The sequence below is a fragment of the Sporomusa sp. genome, assembly GCF_035561255.1.
Lineage (GTDB): Bacteria > Bacillota > Negativicutes > Sporomusales > Sporomusaceae > Sporomusa.
In genome coordinates this window covers 1-18,241 of sequence record NZ_DATMXX010000411.1, presented here as the reverse complement: position 1 = coordinate 18,241, position 18,241 = coordinate 1, and the positions used below count along the sequence as shown (strand labels likewise).

The 18,241-nt window shown below is 46.3% G+C and carries 17 protein-coding genes; 16 read left to right on the top strand and 1 reads right to left on the bottom strand.

All coding sequences use genetic code 11. From position 1 onward, the window contains the following. Window positions 1-23: 23 nt before the first annotated feature. The 13 genes from VN379_RS23745 to VN379_RS23685 all read left to right on the top strand — a co-directional run bounded on the left by VN379_RS23745 (window position 24) and on the right by VN379_RS23685 (window position 14,419). The gene (locus VN379_RS23745) at window positions 24-1,667 is read left to right on the top strand and encodes a BCCT family transporter (protein WP_325538506.1); all 1,644 of its coding nucleotides are present in this window, start codon (window positions 24-26) and stop codon (window positions 1,665-1,667) included. Window positions 1,668-1,814: 147 nt separating this feature from the next. Next, a complete protein-coding gene (locus tag VN379_RS23740; RefSeq protein ID WP_325538504.1) occupies window positions 1,815-2,294 on the top strand; it encodes a (2Fe-2S)-binding protein in 480 nt (159 codons plus the stop codon). Then, a complete protein-coding gene (locus tag VN379_RS23735) occupies window positions 2,291-3,136 on the top strand; it encodes an FAD binding domain-containing protein (RefSeq protein ID WP_325538503.1) in 846 nt (281 codons plus the stop codon). Before VN379_RS23740 ends, VN379_RS23735 begins: the two co-directional genes overlap by 4 nt. A 29-nt stretch (window positions 3,137-3,165) precedes the next feature. After that, window positions 3,166-5,442 (top strand): xanthine dehydrogenase family protein molybdopterin-binding subunit, encoded by a 2,277-nt coding sequence (locus VN379_RS23730; protein WP_325538501.1) that lies wholly within the window; start codon window positions 3,166-3,168, stop codon window positions 5,440-5,442. Between the two features lie 154 nt (window positions 5,443-5,596). After that, the gene (locus VN379_RS23725) at window positions 5,597-7,204 is read left to right on the top strand and encodes a transporter substrate-binding domain-containing protein (protein WP_325538499.1); all 1,608 of its coding nucleotides are present in this window, start codon (window positions 5,597-5,599) and stop codon (window positions 7,202-7,204) included. After that, window positions 7,197-8,561, top strand: coding sequence for a sigma-54 dependent transcriptional regulator (locus VN379_RS23720; protein WP_325538498.1), 1,365 nt, complete (start codon window positions 7,197-7,199; stop codon window positions 8,559-8,561). The genes VN379_RS23725 and VN379_RS23720 overlap by 8 nt, the downstream gene beginning before the upstream one ends. 222 nt (window positions 8,562-8,783) lie before the next feature. Then, window positions 8,784-10,019, top strand: coding sequence for a sodium/glutamate symporter (gene gltS, locus VN379_RS23715; protein ID WP_325538497.1), 1,236 nt, complete (start codon window positions 8,784-8,786; stop codon window positions 10,017-10,019). 22 nt (window positions 10,020-10,041) lie between these two features. Continuing rightward, window positions 10,042-10,935 (top strand): glutamate formimidoyltransferase, encoded by an 894-nt coding sequence (gene ftcD, locus VN379_RS23710; protein ID WP_325538496.1) that lies wholly within the window; start codon window positions 10,042-10,044, stop codon window positions 10,933-10,935. 213 nt (window positions 10,936-11,148) lie between these two features. Then, window positions 11,149-11,358, top strand: a complete 210-nt coding sequence (locus tag VN379_RS23705) for a 4Fe-4S dicluster domain-containing protein (RefSeq protein WP_325538494.1) — start codon at window positions 11,149-11,151, stop codon at window positions 11,356-11,358. A 17-nt stretch (window positions 11,359-11,375) separates the two neighbouring features. After that, window positions 11,376-12,446, top strand: a complete 1,071-nt coding sequence (vorB, locus tag VN379_RS23700; RefSeq protein WP_325538492.1) for a 3-methyl-2-oxobutanoate dehydrogenase subunit VorB — start codon at window positions 11,376-11,378, stop codon at window positions 12,444-12,446. 2 nt (window positions 12,447-12,448) lie between these two features. Further along, the gene (locus tag VN379_RS23695; RefSeq protein ID WP_325538490.1) at window positions 12,449-13,201 is read left to right on the top strand and encodes a thiamine pyrophosphate-dependent enzyme; all 753 of its coding nucleotides are present in this window, start codon (window positions 12,449-12,451) and stop codon (window positions 13,199-13,201) included. Further along, window positions 13,198-13,728 (top strand): 2-oxoacid:acceptor oxidoreductase family protein, encoded by a 531-nt coding sequence (locus VN379_RS23690; protein ID WP_325538488.1) that lies wholly within the window; start codon window positions 13,198-13,200, stop codon window positions 13,726-13,728. Before VN379_RS23695 ends, VN379_RS23690 begins: the two co-directional genes overlap by 4 nt. 10 nt (window positions 13,729-13,738) lie before the next feature. Continuing rightward, the gene (locus VN379_RS23685; protein ID WP_325538486.1) at window positions 13,739-14,419 is read left to right on the top strand and encodes an Mpv17/PMP22 family protein; all 681 of its coding nucleotides are present in this window, start codon (window positions 13,739-13,741) and stop codon (window positions 14,417-14,419) included. 70 nt (window positions 14,420-14,489) lie between these two features. On the opposite strand, the gene uxaC is transcribed toward VN379_RS23685, so the two are convergent. Next, window positions 14,490-15,896 (bottom strand): glucuronate isomerase, encoded by a 1,407-nt coding sequence (gene uxaC / locus VN379_RS23680; protein WP_325538484.1) that lies wholly within the window; start codon window positions 15,894-15,896, stop codon window positions 14,490-14,492. Window positions 15,897-16,112: 216 nt separating this feature from the next. Between uxaC and VN379_RS23675 the strand changes: the two genes are divergently transcribed. From VN379_RS23675 to VN379_RS23665, 3 genes are all read left to right on the top strand, one after another. Further along, complete coding sequence (locus tag VN379_RS23675) at window positions 16,113-16,760, top strand: membrane protein (protein WP_325538482.1); 648 nt, start codon at window positions 16,113-16,115, stop codon at window positions 16,758-16,760. Window positions 16,761-16,823: 63 nt separating this feature from the next. Beyond that, window positions 16,824-17,795: an EamA family transporter RarD gene (gene rarD, locus VN379_RS23670; protein ID WP_325538480.1), complete on the top strand. Its 972-nt coding sequence runs from the start codon at window positions 16,824-16,826 to the stop codon at window positions 17,793-17,795. A gap of 114 nt (window positions 17,796-17,909) precedes the next feature. Beyond that, window positions 17,910-18,218: a 2Fe-2S ferredoxin gene (locus VN379_RS23665; protein ID WP_325538478.1), complete on the top strand. Its 309-nt coding sequence runs from the start codon at window positions 17,910-17,912 to the stop codon at window positions 18,216-18,218. The last annotated feature ends 23 nt before the right edge of the window (window positions 18,219-18,241 follow it).

The following is an 18,241-nucleotide window of genomic DNA, read 5'->3' as shown; positions in this document are numbered from 1 at the left end:
AGATCAAACGAGGAGGTAAAATAGTGATTTCTGGAAAAAAGAAAATTCGCTGGGAAATCTTTGGCCCGATGACCGCAATTATTGCGGCCTGCGTTATTGCCGCCATTACCATTCCCCAGCAATTCTACAATGCGGAAAACGCTTTGGTTGAAAGCGCGATTCAGAATCTTGGCTGGTTGTTTGACCTGTTTGGCATGTGTGCCGTGCTATTTTGTTTTTATCTAATGTTTTCCCGGTATGGTGATGTAAGGTTAGGCGGACCTGATGCTAAACCGGAATATACAACCTGGAGCTGGTTTGTGCTGACCTTAAAGTGCGGCATTGCAATCGGTATTTTATTTTGGGGGATTGCCGAGCCATTGTATCATTTTTGTACGCCGCCTACGGTTCTTGGTATTGAGCCTTATAGTGAAAAGGCAGCAATCTTCTCTTTGTCGACCGCTACGCTTCACTGGACACTAACACCGTACGCCATGTATACCCTGGCCGGTCTTGCTGTTGGGTTGGTTCATTACAATCTGAAACTTCCTTATACGCAAGGCGCAACACTATATCCCATCTTCAAAAAACGTTCCTTTGGACTAGTCGGCACTGTGCTTGACAATCTGTGCTTGTTTGCTATCGTCGGCGGTGTGGCTGCTGTTATGGGGGTTCTTGCTATGCAAATTGGCAGTGGCCTGCACATACTGGCCGGCATTGAAACCGGTCCTCATATTTGGGCTATTGTTATTATCATCGCAACAGTTGCGGCCGTTGCGCTAAGTATTAGCGGTATTAAACGCGGTATTAGCATCATGGCCAAAATCAATACCAATATTTTTATTTGCCTCTTGCTGTTTGTCCTTATCTTTGGGCCGACGGCCTTTATCCTGAAGCTGGGAACAGCCTCCCTGGGGGACTATTTGCAGAACTTTTTCACTAAATCTCTATTCCTCAGCCCGATTGACCAGTCTGACTGGCCGCGCTGGTGGACTGTTTATTACTGGGCCATCTGGCTGGCTTATGCGCCAATGAGCGGTATGTTCTTTGCCCGGGTGGCCTATGGCCGGACTATCCGTGAATTTATTCTCTGTAACCTTGTTGCAACCTCAATTTTCGGTATGGTATGGTTCTGGATTTTCGGAGGTTCAGCAGTGTTCTTTGAGTGGCAGACCAAAGGTCTCTGGACAATTATCTCTTCGCCGCAGGGCGGTCTTGAAGCCTCGCTCTTTGCCTTTTTGCAGAACTTGCCGCTATCGACTGTCCTGAGCTGGGTCATGTTAGGCACTATTATTACCTCGTTTAGCACCATGGCCGACTCGATGACCACCACTGTGGCGGCTATGAACACCACTGGTAACACTAAGGATGATCCAGAACCGCCCTCTTATATGAAGATTGTTTGGGGTGCGCTTATGGGGGGCATGGCGCTCATTACTCTGACAGTTGGGTCAGGCGGCAAAATCTCAGGTATCGATGCAACGAAAATGATTGCTACTGTGGCTGGGATACCGATTCTTTTTTATGCAATCGCCCAGGGCTACTCAGTTTTTGCGATACTATTCAACCATAAAAAATATGATATCACTTATTACCCGGAGACAGCTGACAAGATTGACGTTCCGGCTCATCTCCGTGATGAGGAGCAAGCTAAAGATAACCCTGCCGGAAACAACGTTAGCGTTTGATAATATCGCTGCAAAACCCGGCAATCAGAGTAGATTTGATTGCCGGGCTTTGTAGCAAACTCCAATGCCGGCAGACCCAACCGGCTGTAAAGCTATGAGTGTGTATTTTTGCGAAACGATGACAGTGTTAAATAAGAAGGTGATCAAATGCTAATTGACCTTATCATAAATGGCAAGCGTCATGTTTTATTAGATGTCGAACCTCAGGAACGGCTGGTTGACCTGCTGCGGCTGAGGTTAAAACTGACAGGTGTCAAAGAAGGGTGTAGTGAAGGCGAATGTGGAGCCTGTACCGTCATCATGGATGGCGAGGCTGTTAATTCCTGCATGGTGCTTGCCTATCAGGCCCGCAATACGGAGATCCTGACAATTGAAGGGCTTGCTTCAAATGGCGGACTTGACCCTGTACAACAGGCATTTGCTGAGAATGGGGCTATCCAGTGCGGTTACTGTACACCCGGTATGGTTATGAGTACGAAAGCTTTGCTGTTAAAGAATCCTAAGCCAACAGAAACTGAGATTAAAGAGGCTCTTGCCGGCAATCTCTGCCGCTGTACCGGTTATGTAAATATTCTTAAAGCAGTAAAAGCTGCTGCTGACATGGTGAATGGGGGCCAAGTCAAATGACCGGCTATGAGATTATAGGTTTTTCAGGTTTGGATGAGGTTGTACGGCAATTAACAAACACCAGTGCTAAAACGGTATTTATCAATGGTGGTACCGATTTTATCAATAACAATGTGGGTAAAGCGGCCGGGCTGGTAATTGATTTGTCGCAGGTCGCAGAGCTAAAATACATCAGGGATAGTGGTTCTGAGGTTCGGATTGGCGCTGGAACGACCTTTAGCGCGATTGCGGCCAGCCCGGTTATCCGGACTAAAGTAATCGCCCTGGCCCAGGCGGCAGGCCGGGTGGGTTCGGTCCAAATACGGAACAGGGCAACCATTGGGGGCAATATTGCGAGTGCCTCACCTGCCGGTGACAGTCTGCCTGTACTTGCTGCCTTTAATGCCGGAATATGTACAACCGGAGCGCAGGGCTCCCGGATTCTAACAGTGGAGGAAGCCTTGACCGGGCTTCAGGATAAGGAATTAATAACAGAGATTATCATCCCAACCCCAGTCTTGGGTCGCAGTGGTTTTGTGAAAATAGGCAGCCGGTCACAGGTGACAATTGCCAGGATCAGCTTGGCTGCCATAATCAACTATGATTGTAAAAGCCGGATGATTATTAACGGTAAGGCCGCTTTAGGGGCGCTGGGCAAGGTGCCGGTTTGCCCGGTCAACGTGCAGGGGTTTTTCTGTCAGCGTTTTGTTGATGAACGCTTTGCCGCCGATTTGGCGCTGCTATTGGCTGATACTGTGGATGAAGCCATAACTGGCCGGGCTTCACACCCCTATAAGAAGGCAGCAGTGAGAGGTTTGGCCTATGATTTGGCCGGAATATTGTTTGACGCTTGCGAAGGGTAATTTACTATATATTGTCAGGAGGGAACCGGATGGACGCTAAGCCTGCACGTGAGTTTAAATATGTTGGCAGGTCAATACCCATCGAGGATGGAGCGGCTAAAGCAAGCGGGTGCATTAAGTATACCGGCGACATGGTGTTAGAGGGGATGCTTTATGCCCAATTGGTATTTAGCCAAGTCCCGCACGGCCGGATTAAAAACATTGACATTTCTGAGGCCATGGCTGTGCCTGGCGTTATAAAAATATATACGCGTGATAATGCTCCTAAAACAAAATTTAACTCGCAAATGTGGTTTGCCGGGCAGAATGCTATTGAAGATCAGGAACTCTTTCCTGAGGTAATACGCTATATTGGTGATACTATCGCAGCGGTGGTGGCAGAGAGTAAGGAAATTGCTATAATTGCCGCCGGACTGATCAGGGCAGAGTACGACTTGCTGCCGGTAATTATTGATCCGGAAGCAGCGCTCAGCAGACACCTGGCGATCCATGACAGCGGTAATCCGTTTTTCACGATGGAAGCCGGCTACGGCGATGCCGCCGCAGTTTTGGCAAAAGGTGAGGGGGTAGTCATTGAAGACCGGGTGGAAACACCCAAGATTCACCATGCTGCGATGGAGACCCATGTATGTATTGCGGCGACCGACCATCGGGGGCGAATCACCGTACACAGTCCCTGTCAGATTGTATACTCGGTTCGTCTCATCGTAGCCAAGGTATTAGGACTGCCGTATCACAAGGTACGGGTTATCAAAACCCCCAGCGGCGGATCTTTTGGGGGAAAACAAGAGATAATCCTTGAACCCTACTGCGCCTATTTTGCCCAGGACTTGAACAGGCCGGTACAAATAGAGTTTGATCGCTGGGCCAGTATTGTGGCCACCAGGACGAGGACAAAGACGATTGGTTATGTAAAAACGGTGGTAAGCCCGGCGGGAAAGATCCTGGCCCGGGATATGAAACACATTGTCGATACTGGGGCTTATACCTCAAACGGCCGCGTCATTTGTTATGCTATGGCTAAAAAGCTGTTCAGGCTATACCGGATTCCCGACCAGCACTATCAAGCCATCGCTGTGCATACCAATACGGCAATAGCCGGCGCAGCACGGGGATACGGGTCGCCGCAGGTACAAACAATTGCAGAAATCAATCTCGATAACGCGGCGCGGCACTTAAAGATGGATCCAGTAGAATTTCGTCTAAAAAATTTAGTTCATCCCTACGATGCCGATCCGGCCGGTGGGCCCAATCTGGGCAACGCCCGGATTATCGATTGCATGCTTAAAGGCGCGGCAGCTTTTGACTGGAGTTCAAAATGGAATCAGCCTAAGCGTACCGGGCGATGGCACACAGGGGTTGGGGTGGCCTGCGCTACCCATGGAAACGGTTACTACGGTGCCTATCAGGAATTTGGTACGATGACGATTCGCATGCTGGAAGACGGCAGCGTTATGCTGAATGCGGGCTTGCACGATCTGGGAAATGGTACGGTAACCGCCATGAAGCAGATTGTGGCCGAGGTTCTGGATATCCCGCTTGATATGATCGAAGCGCCTGAGGCTGATACTGATGTCAGCCCGTATGATATCGGTTGTCAGGCCAGCCGGGTTATTCATGTTTGTGGCGCAAACGCTATGCAAGCTGCCGAGGAGCTGCGCAGCATGTTTATCAGCCAGACTGCTAAGGTTTTTCAATGCGGTATGGAAGACATAGTACTAGTGGCAGGCACGGTGTGGAATAATCGCGAGCCTGACAGAAAAATGAGTTATGGACAAATGGCGGCTGTGATTCAACAAAAAAACCAGGTCGAACTGATTCGTACCGTTACCTATCAATCACCAGCCAATCCAGGTTCTTACGCTGTAAATTTCATCGAAGTGGCAGTCGATACCTATACTGGTTTTGTTAAGGTTCTTGATGTTGTGGCCGTACATGATATTGGTCAGGCGATTAACAGAGGTTTTGTTGAAGGGCAGATCCATGGTGGTGTTCAGATGGGATTAGGGATGGCAATTGCGGAAGACCTTGCTTATGATGACAAGTCAGGAATCGCTCGCGGCAGCAGCTTTAGCAAATATTCGCTTGTAAATATACCGGATATGCCGCCTGTCAGGGTTATCTTAATTGAAGAGGGCGAAGATTATGGGCCTTATGGGGCTAAAAGTATTGGTGAGATCGCGACAATTCCCAGCACTGCAGCTGCCGTGAATGCAATCAACCATGCTCTTGATGCTAATCTTACCGTATTACCGGTCACTCCGGATAAGATTATGGCCATGCTTACCGCGCGCCAGAATAATTAACAAAAAAGATGCACTTCCAGTCATCAGGTGACAGAGGTGCATCTTCTTTTTGCAGTAATGAATTCAGTTTCGTTACCGATACAATAAGTGCAGGGCTTGATGCCATGGGTGTCGAAAATACAGTCGGTATCTTGATTTGTTGGCAGGAGGGCCTATGATTTACAGAGTATGCTTGACAGCCTTGATGCTGGGGTGTTTAATGTTCCTGGCAGTTCAACCTCTGGTTGCAGAAGATCATTTAGAGCACCGGATTTTGGTAGTTGCAGGCGACGAGAACTTTCCCCCCTATGAATTTGTTGATGTTATTGATGGTGCAAAAGTCTACCGGGGGTTTAATGTTGATTTGTTGAAAGCAGTTGCTCTAAGCACCGGTTATGAAATCCAATTCCGGCCGATGCCATGGGCGGATGCGATTAAAGCACTTGATCGCGGCGAGGTTCACGCAGTGGGCGGAATGAAGTATAACAGCGAAAGGGAAAAGTTATATGACTTCTCGGAAGCGTATATGATAAACTCACTGGCCATATTTGTATTAAAAGATATGCAGGCAATTGCGTCGATTAATGATTTGGCAGGTCATAAAGTGGCCGTACAGAAAGATGCGATAGGGCATTACCGTCTCAAGGATCAACCTGTAGAGTTAGTGCTTACTGCCAATCAGGAAGAAGCTATAGCTCTATTGCTCAGCGGAAAAGTGGAAGCTGCCCTTGGTAATAATCTGACAGGACAATATATTCTGCAACGTACTAAAAAACATGAGTATATAAAAATTGTAGGCGGTGCTATCGATTCTGAAGGTTACTGTGTCGCTGTAAGGAATGGCAATCCAATACTTGACGTATTCAATAAAGGGTTAAAAGACATCAAGCAAAATGGTACCTATGACAAGATATATGCTAAATGGTTTGGTGAGCCGATTGATTATCCTGCTCAGTATTATAAACGCAATTTTGGCATTGCCGTAGGTATTGTCGTAATTTTAGTTATTCTGGGGGTAGCCATCCTGCAGGTTAATCTTTACTTGCAGAGGGAGGTTAAAAAACGCGCCAGGGAAATTGAGAAAATTAACGAAGAACTGCAGCGCAAGGATAAATTGGAGGCATTAGGTAAGCTTGTTGCCTGTTTAGCCCATGAAATTCGTACACCTCTGACTTCAATAAAAACATTTATCGAATTACTGCCGGCAAAGTACGATAACCCCATGTTCAGGGAGAAGATAAGTCATTTTGTGCCACAGGAGATTGAACGGCTTAATAATATTGTGAATGACTTATTGGCCTATGCCAGTCCGCGGCGGGTAGAGCGGGAACATGCTCCGCTTAAACGGCTTATCGACAATAGTATGGTATTCTTCGCCGACAATATAGCTAAACAAGGTATTGATTTACAGATGAGTGTTAGAGAAGAACTATTGGTATATGTCGATATTCAGCAAATGAAGCAGGTAATGATCAATATTTTATTAAACTCCCTCCAGGCACTGGCTGGCCGAGTTAATCCCTCGCTCGTTATTTCCAGCGAATTGAGAGACGGCCACCCATGCATGATTATTTCAGATAATGGCGCCGGGATTGCACCGGATAACCTGAAATTCCTATTTGAGCCCTTCTTTTCCACTAAGACAGGGGGGACAGGTCTCGGATTATTTGTTAGTTATCAGCTGGCAAAGCAAAATGGCGTTGATATCATTATTGAAAGCCAAGCTGGATTAAATACTACTGTTACTTTGAAGTTCAGCTCAGAGGAGAAACAAGATGCATAAGATACTTATTGTTGATGATGAATTGGCGATCTGCACCTCGCTGGCTTTTGCCCTGGAAGATAAATATATGGTAGCAACAGCCGGTTCGGCCGCTGAGGTAATGACTATCCTTGCCAAACAGGAATTTAATATAGTGCTGCTAGACTTGAAATTGGGCAATGCTGACGGCATGGACGTACTTAGACAGATTAAAGAATTTGACAATAACCTGATTGTTATTATTATGACAGCCTACGGCAGTATAAAATCATCAGTGGCAGCCATCAAAGCAGGGGCATTTTATTATCTGACCAAGCCGATAAACATGGACGAGCTGGACATGCTGCTGACTAATGCCATAGAGTATATTGGCATGAGATCCAAAGTCGAATATTTAAACGGCAAACTGACTGAGCGACATGAGCTTGCCGGCATGATTGGCATCTCGGCCGCGATGCGTCAAATCATGCATGATATTGACCGGGTTAAAGACGGTGACTTCAATGTCCTTATACAGGGGGAAAGCGGTACAGGCAAAGAGCTTGTTGCTAAAGCCCTGCATTATTTAAGTGTCCGCAAACAGGAACCTTTTGAGGTGATTAATTGCGCCGCTATCCCCGCCGAATTGCTGGAAAGCGAACTCTTTGGCCATGAAAAGGGTGCATTTACTGGGGCTGTTCAGCGAAAAAAAGGGATTTTTGAGTTGGCTGATAAGGGGACGCTGTTTCTTGATGAGATTGGTGAGATGGATATTAAATTGCAGGCCAAGCTGCTGCGTGTTGTTCAGGAAAAAGAGATAACACCTATAGGTTCGGGGTGCAGAAAAAAGATTACTGTACGGATCATTTGTGCCACCAACCGTGATTTAAGAAAGATGGTTGCAGAGGGGAAGTTTCGGGAGGATCTATATTTCCGTCTCAATGTAGTAAATATTAATTTGCCGCCGCTGCGGCAGCGTCGTGAAGACATTCCGCTCCTAGCCGAATATTTTGTTGCTAAATACAATAGAAAAATGGCCAAGCAGATTAAGAATATTGATCCTGAATTCCTTGATGGCCTGAGGCGATATGAGTTTAAAGGCAATATCAGAGAGTTGGAGAATATCATCGAGAGGGCGATGGTGTTTGCTGATGATGGTGTGTTACGAGCAGATAATTTGCCGGTTGAAGTACAAGCCGCAAAGATTGATGATCAGAATCAGACAGATATGCTGCTGCTAATCCCTGTCTACGTGGGTGAGGACTTAGATTTGATCGAGCGCAAAGTTATTATTAAAACACTTCAGCATTATCGCGGCGACAAAGCTAAAACAGCTCATACACTTAAGATTAGTGAACGTAAACTATGGTATAAAATCAAAGAATATGAATTGCGCTGAGTGCAATTTTTACATTACTGCAAATTTTTCCTGAAAAATTTGCAGTAATTTTTTTTTGCTATAATCGCTAGAGCCTGATTTCTTGGGTTTTTTTGAAATTAGAATCTGGCACAGTACTTGCGATAACCATGAGTAAATAGATAAGGGCTTAGCTTATAGGGGGGATTACTAAGTTGTTCTAATCGAAACTAGATTACCAATTAAATAGTAGGAGGGGAAAATGTGAGTTTTGAACTAATTAATCAGGTTATGGTTATGAAACTGGATATTGTCGCTACAGTGGCTATTGCCGTATTACTCTTAATGTTTGGTGCCTGGATACGGCGCGTTTTTCCGGTTATCGCCCGTTTTTGCATTCCTTCAGCGGTTATCGGCGGTTTTACTTTTTCTATTCTGGCCTGGATGCTTAAAGAAACCAATATGCTTACTTTTAAAATGGATACTACCTTGCAGATGCCCTTTATGATTGCATTTTTTACTACAGTGGGTTTAGGTGGCAGCTTTGGACTTATTAAAAAGGGTGGCAGATCGCTTATTGTATATCTTGTCGGCTGTTGGGTTTTAGCAATTATGCAGAATGTTGTTGGAGCCGGAACTGCTATACTAACCGGTATTCATCCGGTATTGGGGGTAATGGCTGGCGCAGTTTCGCTTGAAGGCGGTATGGGGGCAGCCTCGGCCTTCGGTCCTACGGCAGAGCAACTGGGTGTTCAGGGGGCGTTTGTGGTTGCAGTGGCTGCAGCTACATATGGGTTGATTAGTGGTGGTTTAATTGGGGGGCCTCTTGCAAAATGGCTTATTGAGCGTTATAACCTGCCAATCGAAACCAGTCAGGAAAGGTTTGATGCATTAGATGAGGCAACAGCTTCAGAAAAAAATGCAACGGTTACGAGCGACAATGTTATGTCAATGCTTGCTGTTATTCTGGTGGCCATGGTGTTGGGCGCGATGGGGGCAGCTAAAATAAAAGATATTACCGGCTTTGTTCTGCCGGGATATGTAGGTGCAATGTTTGTTGCCGTATTAATAAGAAATTTCAATGACGTTAGACCTGCGTTTAAGATGAATGAAAAGACTATTGATTTGATTGCTGACGTCAGCCTGGGCATATTCCTGACAATGGCAATGATGTCCTTGAAGATTTGGGAAATTTCCAATTTGGCAGGACCGCTGCTGATCATTTTGGCTGTTCAAACCATCTTTATGTTTATCTTCTGTATCTACTTTCTGTTTCCGCTGCTTGGGAGAAATTATGATGCAGCCATCATGTGTGCCGGTATGATGGGCCATGGGCTGGGTGCCACACCGAACGCGATTGCTAATATGGGGGCGGTAACTGAAAGATATGGTGTGGTTTCCCGCAAAGCCTTATTGATTGTACCGCTGTGTGGCGCCGTTCTTATTGATATTGTCGCAATACCCAATATTGTCTGGTTTATCAACTATTTTACAAAATAATATATTTAAAGGAGAAGCTGGAATGAGTAAACTTGTAGAATGTGTACCGAATTTTAGTGAGGGCCGACGTCCGGAGGTTATTGCCGCCATTACTGAGGCGGTAAAAAAGGTCGCAGGTGTTACCCTGCTTAATGTTAACTCGGACGCGAGCCACAACCGTACTGTAGTTACTTTTGTCGGCGAACCTCAGGCTGCCAAACTTGCAGCTTTCAACGCCTGTGCCAAGGCGTCTGAATTGATTGATATGGAACAGCATCAGGGTGAACATCCGCGGATAGGAGCTACTGACGTAATTCCATTCATTCCGGTAAGCGATGTTACTATGGAAGAGTGTGTGCAGCTTGCCAACGAACTAGGACAAGCTATTGCAGAAAAACTCAATATTCCGGTTTACTTATATGAAGCAGCCGCTAAAACGCCGGCCAGAGTTAAATTGCCTGATGTGCGCAAAGGTGAATATGAAGGACTAAAGACAGCCATCAGAATTCCGGAACGGCAGCCTGATTATGGCCCTGCCCAGATGCATCCCACTGCTGGTGCTGTTGTAGTAGGTGCGCGTCAATTTCTAATCGCCTATAACATTAACCTTAGCACAAGTGATGTGAATATTGCCAAGAAGATTGCTAACTGCATTCGTGAGGTTAAGGGCGGCTACAAATATTGTCGTGCAATGGGGGTTATGATTGAGGACCGGAATATGGCACAAGTTACTATTAACATGGTAGATTATAATGGAACACCATTGCACCGGGTATTTGAGACCGTTAAATCTGAAGCTGCCCGTTATGGTGTTCATGTAATCGGCAGTGAAATTGTCGGTATGGCCCCTCTGCAGGCGTTTGTTGATACTGCTGAGTTTTACCTGCGACTGGAAGGGTTTAACCGTAAGCAGGTATTGGAGGAAAACCTGAGGTAGCGAAGCGGCAGGTGATAAATTTCATTGTAGGGCCTCCGTCATGGCGGAGGCTCTTTTTGCTAAGTAGTTTTCCTACTGAGTTTTGCAGGACAATATTTCCTGGTGTCGAATGTACTCCTAAGATAATAATTGTGGGATTTACTGACGTTCTGTTACATCAGCAGAACGTATGATGTTTTGAGAAGAACAACAGGGGTGCGGGGGGTGAATACTTTGGCTAAAGTACAGGTGTTTAGTGAGAAATGTAAAAGCTGTGGTCTTTGTATGGCAGTGTGTCCGCGGAAGGTGCTGGCGATAGGTGATAAAGCCAATTCCAAGGGCTATTACACCATCGTTGTTGCCGAGGAAGAAAACTGTGTGGGCTGTGCCCTTTGCGGCTTGGTGTGTCCTGACATTGCGCTAGAGGTGTACAAAGAGTCCTAAGGAAAGGAGAGAATGTAGTGGATAAAAAATTAATAAAAGGGAATGAAGCCATTGCTGAAGCGGCCATACATGCCGGCTGTAAGCTGTTTTTTGGCTATCCGATTACACCCTCAACCGAGGTTGTGGAATATTTGTCAAAATATTTGCCCAAAGCCGGAGGAACCCTGCTGCAGGGTGAGGATGAGATTGCCTCAATTAATATGTGCTATGGCGCAGCCTGTACCGGTGCCCGGGTTATGACCGCGTCGTCCAGCCCGGGCTATAGTCTGAAGCAGGAGGGCTTATCCTATCTTGCGGCAGCTGAACTGCCTGTTGTTGTTGTAAACATCAACAGAACGGGGCCCGGCCTTGGCGGTCTTGGCCCCAGCCAGTCCGATTACTTCCAATGTACCAAGGGGGGCGGCCATGGCGACTATCGCCTGATTGTACTGGCTCCATCCAAAGGCCAGGAGATGTATGATTACACAATGGAAGCCTTTGACCTTGCCGACAAGTACCGGAATCCTGTACTAATCCTTGCTGATGGATTTTTGGGTCAAATGATGGAACCCATTGAGATTAAAGACCGTCCGGATGTCCAGCTGCCTGCTAAAGACTGGGTGACTGACGGCTGCCTGGGCCGGGCTAAGCGCAAGATTGCCAGCTACTCGCTGACCAATGAGATTGGGGAGACCAACAATCTATATTGGGAAGCAAAATATCAAGCGATCAAGGAACAAGAGCAGCGCTGGGAAGAATTCTGTACCGGGGATGCCGACTACCTGATTGCCGCATATGGTACTTGCGCCAGAATCGCCAAAACAGTAGTACTAAATGCACGTAAAAAAGGCATTAAGCTGGGACTTATCCGGCCGATAACGCTGTGGCCGTTTCCGGAGAAAGCATTTGCACCATATAAGAAGCAGGTCAAAGGGGTACTTACTGTTGAGCTCAATACCGGACAAATGATTGAAGATGTCAAACTGGCGCTTGAGTGCAGTGTCCCTGTCAGCCTGCACCGGCGATTAGGCGGCATGCTGCCGCATGAGGATGAGGTCCTTGCGGCCCTTATTCAGGAATTTAATATCCCCGTGGAACGGGAGGTGTAGCTATGGAGAAGATATTTGGTAAAACCAAAGGTTTGACTGATTTGCCGTTTCATTATTGTCCAGGCTGTACCCATGGCATTATTCACCGTCTCATTGGCGAAGTCATGGAAGAACTGGACATCATTGAAAAGACTATTGGCGTAGCACCGGTAGGCTGTGCCGGGTTTTCGCTTGACTTTTTTAGCTGCGATTTTGTCGGTGCTGCCCACGGGCGGGCGCAGGCAGTAGGTACAGGCATCAAACGGGCGCTGCCTGATAAGCTTGTGTTTACCTATCAGGGTGATGGCGATATTGCTGCCATCGGCACGGCCCATGCGATTCATGTGGCTGCCAGAGGCGAAAAGATTACCTCAATCATGGTTAATAATGCTGTATTTGGCATGACCGGCGGACAAATGGCGCCTACGACTTTAACCGGTCAGGTAACGACAACAAGTCCGTATGGCCGTGATGCAAGCTTAGTTGGTGCGCCCATTGACCTTCCTAAAACAATTGCCACTCTGAATGGCGCAGTGTATGTAGCGGCTGTTTCGGTAGATTCTCCCAAAAATATAATTCAAGCCAAGAAGGCGCTTAAACGCGCTTTCCAGGTACAGCAACTGGGATTGGGTTTCGCATTTGTCAGCATATTATCTACCTGTCCGACCAACTGGGGCTTGTCGCCGGTTGACAGCCTTGCCTGGCTCCAGGAAAACATGCTGCCTATCTATGAAATGGGAGAGCTAAAAGTACCGGAGGAGGTTAAAGCGCTATGATGGATAAAGTGCTCTTAGCTGGCTTTGGTGGTCAGGGAGTCATGTTTATTGGTAAGGTTTTGGCGTATTCGGGCATGTTGGGTGGGCGTGAAGTCTGCTGGATTCCTTCATATGGCCCGGAAATGCGTGGCGGCACAGCCAATTGCTCGGTACTTGTCGCTGATGAGGAAATCCACTCACCGGTAATCAGCCAGGCCGATGCCGGGATTGTATTGAATCAGCCGTCTTATGACAGATTTCTGGGGCGGATTAAACCTGGCGGAACCCTGGTGGTAAACAGTTCAATTGTAAAATTAAACCCAAAACGGGACGATATCAATATTATTGCTATTGAAGCTACTGAACTGGCTAATGAGATTGGCAACTCCAGCCTGGCTAATATGGTGTGTCTGGGGGCTTTGCTGCCTTCACTATCGCTTGTTAACATGGAAAGTGTGAAAAAGGCCATGGATGAGGTTATTGGCAAGAAGAAGCCTGAGTTGTATGAGCTAAACGTTGCTGCAATTAACAGGGGCATGAATAGATAAGGTGGCTAAAGTGCGTAAAGGGGATTTCACCTGGCTCGCAGGGTTGTTATTGATTGCTTTTTTGCTGCTTTATCCGGCAACTCATGAACTGTTTGTGCGTTTGACCAAAGGGTACCCTTACATCATGGGTTTTGTAAAAGTGGCTATTCTGGCCACCATGGGGGAACTCTTAACCCTGCGGATCATCACCGGCAAATGGCGGCAGCCCTTTGGCCTGCCTTACCGTGCTTTCATCTGGGGCCTGCTGGGGACTAGTTTTGTTCTGGTTTTTGAGATTTTTGCCAGTGGTACAATGGTCGCCATTAATAAGGGGCTTTTGCCTAGGGGTGCTGGTGTAGTTGCGCAGGTGTTGCCGGCATTATTTACCAGTGCTGCTATGAATCTCGTTTTTGCCCCAACCATGATGGCATTTCATCGCATTACCGATACATATATTGACCTTGCGCAAGGCACGCCAGGCAAGCTGGGCCAGGTTACCCTGCAGGCAGTAGTCACTCAGATAAATTGGCATAACTTTATTGGATTTGTTATTATCAAAACAATTCCGTTGTTTTGGATACCCGCTCACACCATAACCTTCTTATTACCGCCTGAATATCGCGTGCTGATGGCCGCATTACTGTCGATTGCATTAGGTGTGATATTGTCTTTTGCCAAGAAAACATCAAAAAGCAGTTTAAATGTAACTTAATAGTAAAAAGGACTGAACTCAAGGGGGTGAGTTCAGTCCTTTTTTCTATCAAAGAAGGGGATTGGTAGAATTATATCTCAATACCAAAGTAGTTTTTGGCGTTATTAAAGCAGATATTTTGCACGATGGAACCGAGTAGTTCAGTGTCATTAGGGAATTCACCTGCTTCAACCCATTCACCGATGAGGTTGCAAAGAATCCGGCGGAAATATTCGTGACGGGTATAGGAGAGGAAGCTGCGTGAATCGGTCAGCATACCGACAAACCGGCTTAATAGCCCCAGGTTAGCCAAGGTTACCATTTGCCGGATCATGCCGTCTTTCTGGTCATTAAACCACCAACCTGAGCCAAACTGCATCTTGCCGGGAATACCGCCACCCTGGAAACAACCGGTAATCGTGGCCAAAACATCATTGTCGCGGGGATTTAAGCAATAGAGAATCGTTTTTGGCAGCTCAGCTGTACTTTCGAGTGCATCAAGGAATTTGGCCAATGCATCAGCAATGGTGAAGTCGCCAACTGCATCGAAACCGGTGTCAGGACCGAGGCATTTTAGCATGCGGGAGTTATTATTCCTGATTGTACCCAGATGTAGTTGCATAGTCCAGTTCAGACGGGCATACTGTCTGCCCAGGAACAGCAGGATCGTGGTTTTATATAAAGCAATCTCGTTATCAGCAAGAACTTGCCCAGCAAGCGCTTTTTTGAAAATTTGATCAGCCTGTTCCTCAGTTCCGGCTGCAAAAAGTATTGGATCTAAGCCATGGTCGGAAATCCGGCAGCCCACCTGGTGGAAGAAGTCCACACGCTGCCCTAACGCAGTTTTTAGTGCCTCCAGATCCTTAATTTTATGGCCGGTGACCTGACCCAATTTGGCAACCCATTCAGTAAAACCGGCTTTTTCAATATTGAAGCTTTTGTCAGGACGGAACGCCGGCAGTACTTTTACCGCAAACGATTTATCCTTAGCCAGCGCAATATGATGCTCCAGGGAATCTACCGGGTCATCAGTCGTACAAATAGCCTTAACATTTGATCTCTCTATCAGACCGCGGGCGCTAAATTCATCCTGCTGCAGCAGGGCATTGCATTTTTCCCAGATTTCTTCAGCGGTTGCCGGGCTAAGCACCTTATCAATGCCAAAATAGGCTTTTAATTCAAGGTGAGTCCAGTGGAACAGGGGATTACCAAGACACTGGGGCAGGGTTTCAGCCCATTTCAGAAACTTCTCCTTATCAGGGGCATCGCCTGTTATGTAATGCTCATCCACCCCGTTGCTGCGCAGGGCCCGCCATTTGTAATGATCGCCGCCCAGCCAGACCTCGGTGATATTTCTGTATTTTTTATTTTCAGCAATCTCTTTGGGGTTTAAATGGCAGTGATAGTCAAAAATCGGCATATCTTTGGCGTAATTATGATAAAGGGTTTCTGCTGTTTTATTGGTTAACAAGAAATTTTCATCCATAAAGGGTTTCATAATCGGCCTCCCTGTATACAAAATGTTACCATTAGCTTAATCATAATCTGAAATTTCTTACATGTGTTATTGTGTTTTTATAGAAGTTATTGTGTTTTTTTTAGAATCTAATTGCCTGAGAATAAATTATAAATTACGCTTGTGAAGCTTTTTGAGTTTGTGATATGATTAATGGATATCGATATTTGGTTTGTGTTAGAGGAGATGATGAGAAAGATGATAAAAAGAATCATCTTTTTATTCTGGGGCTTGTTTTTATTTGCACTGGGAATTGTTTTAACAGTAAAAAGTAATCTGGGAACAGCACCCTGGGATGTTTTGCATCTGGGGTTGATCAACTATCTGCCGGTTACTATGGGGGAAGTTTCCCAAATGACCGGTATCCTGGTGATTCTTTTAAGCTGGATATTAGGAGTTAAACCAGGTTGGGGCAGTGTTGCCAACATGTATTTTATTGGCTTTTTCATTGATATAATCATGGCCAGTGGTTGGATTCCCGGACCGCAGCAATGGTTTTTCCAATTAGTGATGCTGCTTGCCGGTGTCTGGATAATCGGCTGGGCCAGTTATTTTTATCTGACGGCAGCATTTGGCGCCGGGCCCCGTGACAGTTTTATGGTTGGGGCTATCCAAAAAACCGGCTGGCCGGTCTGGAAAGTAAGAACAATACTAGAATCAGCTGTTGCCGCAATTGGCTATAGCCTTGGCGGGCCTATTGGAATTGGTACAATAATTGTTGCTCTTACCCTGGGACCATCTATCCAATGGGCATTTAGCATTATGGGGAAACGGGCTCAGGATATTGAGCATGATCCGCTTGTATTTTGGCGGCGAAGAACGGTAGTCAGTGATAATCAGCGGTAGGTGGTAACTACCTGTTGGTGCCGGAAGTTTATCAGCCTGACGGATCTAAAGGCGGGGGAGTAATTGAAAGAAAAGTTAAATCAAAGCAATGAACAGCTCATCGGGGTGTTGTCTGCAGCCGGGGCCTATTTACTATGGGGCGTATTGCCGGTTTACTGGAAGCAGCTGGCTCATGTTCCAGCCTATGAGATATTGGCACATCGCATTATCTGGTCATGTATATTTATGTTTGCCATTTTGACAGCAACGCGTAGTTTGCGTAGTTTTATAAACGAAACAATAGACATTGCCCGCAATCCTAAAAAACGGTTTGGTCTGCTCATCGCCTCCTTACTGATAAGTGTCAACTGGTTGATCTATATCTGGGCAGTTAATGAGAACCGGGTTGTTGAAACAAGTCTGGGTTATTACATTAATCCCCTGGTAAATGTCCTTTTAGGTATCATTGTACTCAAGGAAGGCTTATCTTTGTGGCAGAGTGTCTCTTTTGGGCTTGCTGCTGTTGGTGTTGGTGCGATGGCGATAAGCTATGGAACAATTCCCTGGGTGTCGTTATCCCTGGCGATGTCTTTTTCTTTCTATGGTATGTGTAAAAAAATACTGGGTATTGGCGCTATAACCGCCACCACACTGGAAACACTGATTGTAACCCCTGTCGCTCTGCTATATTTACTGTATTTGGCCGGACAAGGCGGGGGGGCCTTTAATCTTACCTCTTTGCCTACTGCAGGTCTCCTGATGGGGGCCGGTGTAGTCACCGCTATTCCGTTGTTATTGTTTGCTAATGGTGCCAACCGCCTGTCGCTCAGCCTCCTGGGTTTTATTCAATATATGTCGCCCACAATTGCACTGGCATTAGGGGTGCTGTTATACCATGAGCCTTTTACAAGCGTGCATCTTGTGGCCTTCAGTTTGATCTGGCTGGCCTTGGCAGTATTCTCACTGGCTAAAACCAATCTGTTTGTCAGGGCTGAGGAGCGGCTTGTCAGCCTGTTTAAGGGACAGCAGGCGCGGGGTAAAAAAGCATCCTCTTGACAGTATGTATCACTTTACTTATAATGAAAATAATAACATATTTATGTTGTGACGCAGAGGTCGCTTTCCATCAAGAATGGGAAGCGACTTATTTTTATTAAAAGGGGGATCATTATGAACAAACCTAAAAGTCATATCTTTGTCTGTACCAGCTCCCGGCCTAATGGCCAGCAAAAAGGTCATTGCCATACGAAAAACGGTGTCGAGATTGTCATGAAGTTCATGGAGGAAATCGAGGAAAGGGAATTAGGCGGTGAGGTATTTGTAACAAATACCGGGTGTTTCGGTATTTGTGAAAAAGGGCCTGTTGTTGTGGTCTATCCTGATAATGTCTGGTACGGATCTGTATCCCCGGATGATGTCGAAGAAATTATGGAGAAACATATCGAGGGAGGCACACCGGTAAAAAGATTAGAAATCTAAAAAACACAAAGGCTTTTTGATAA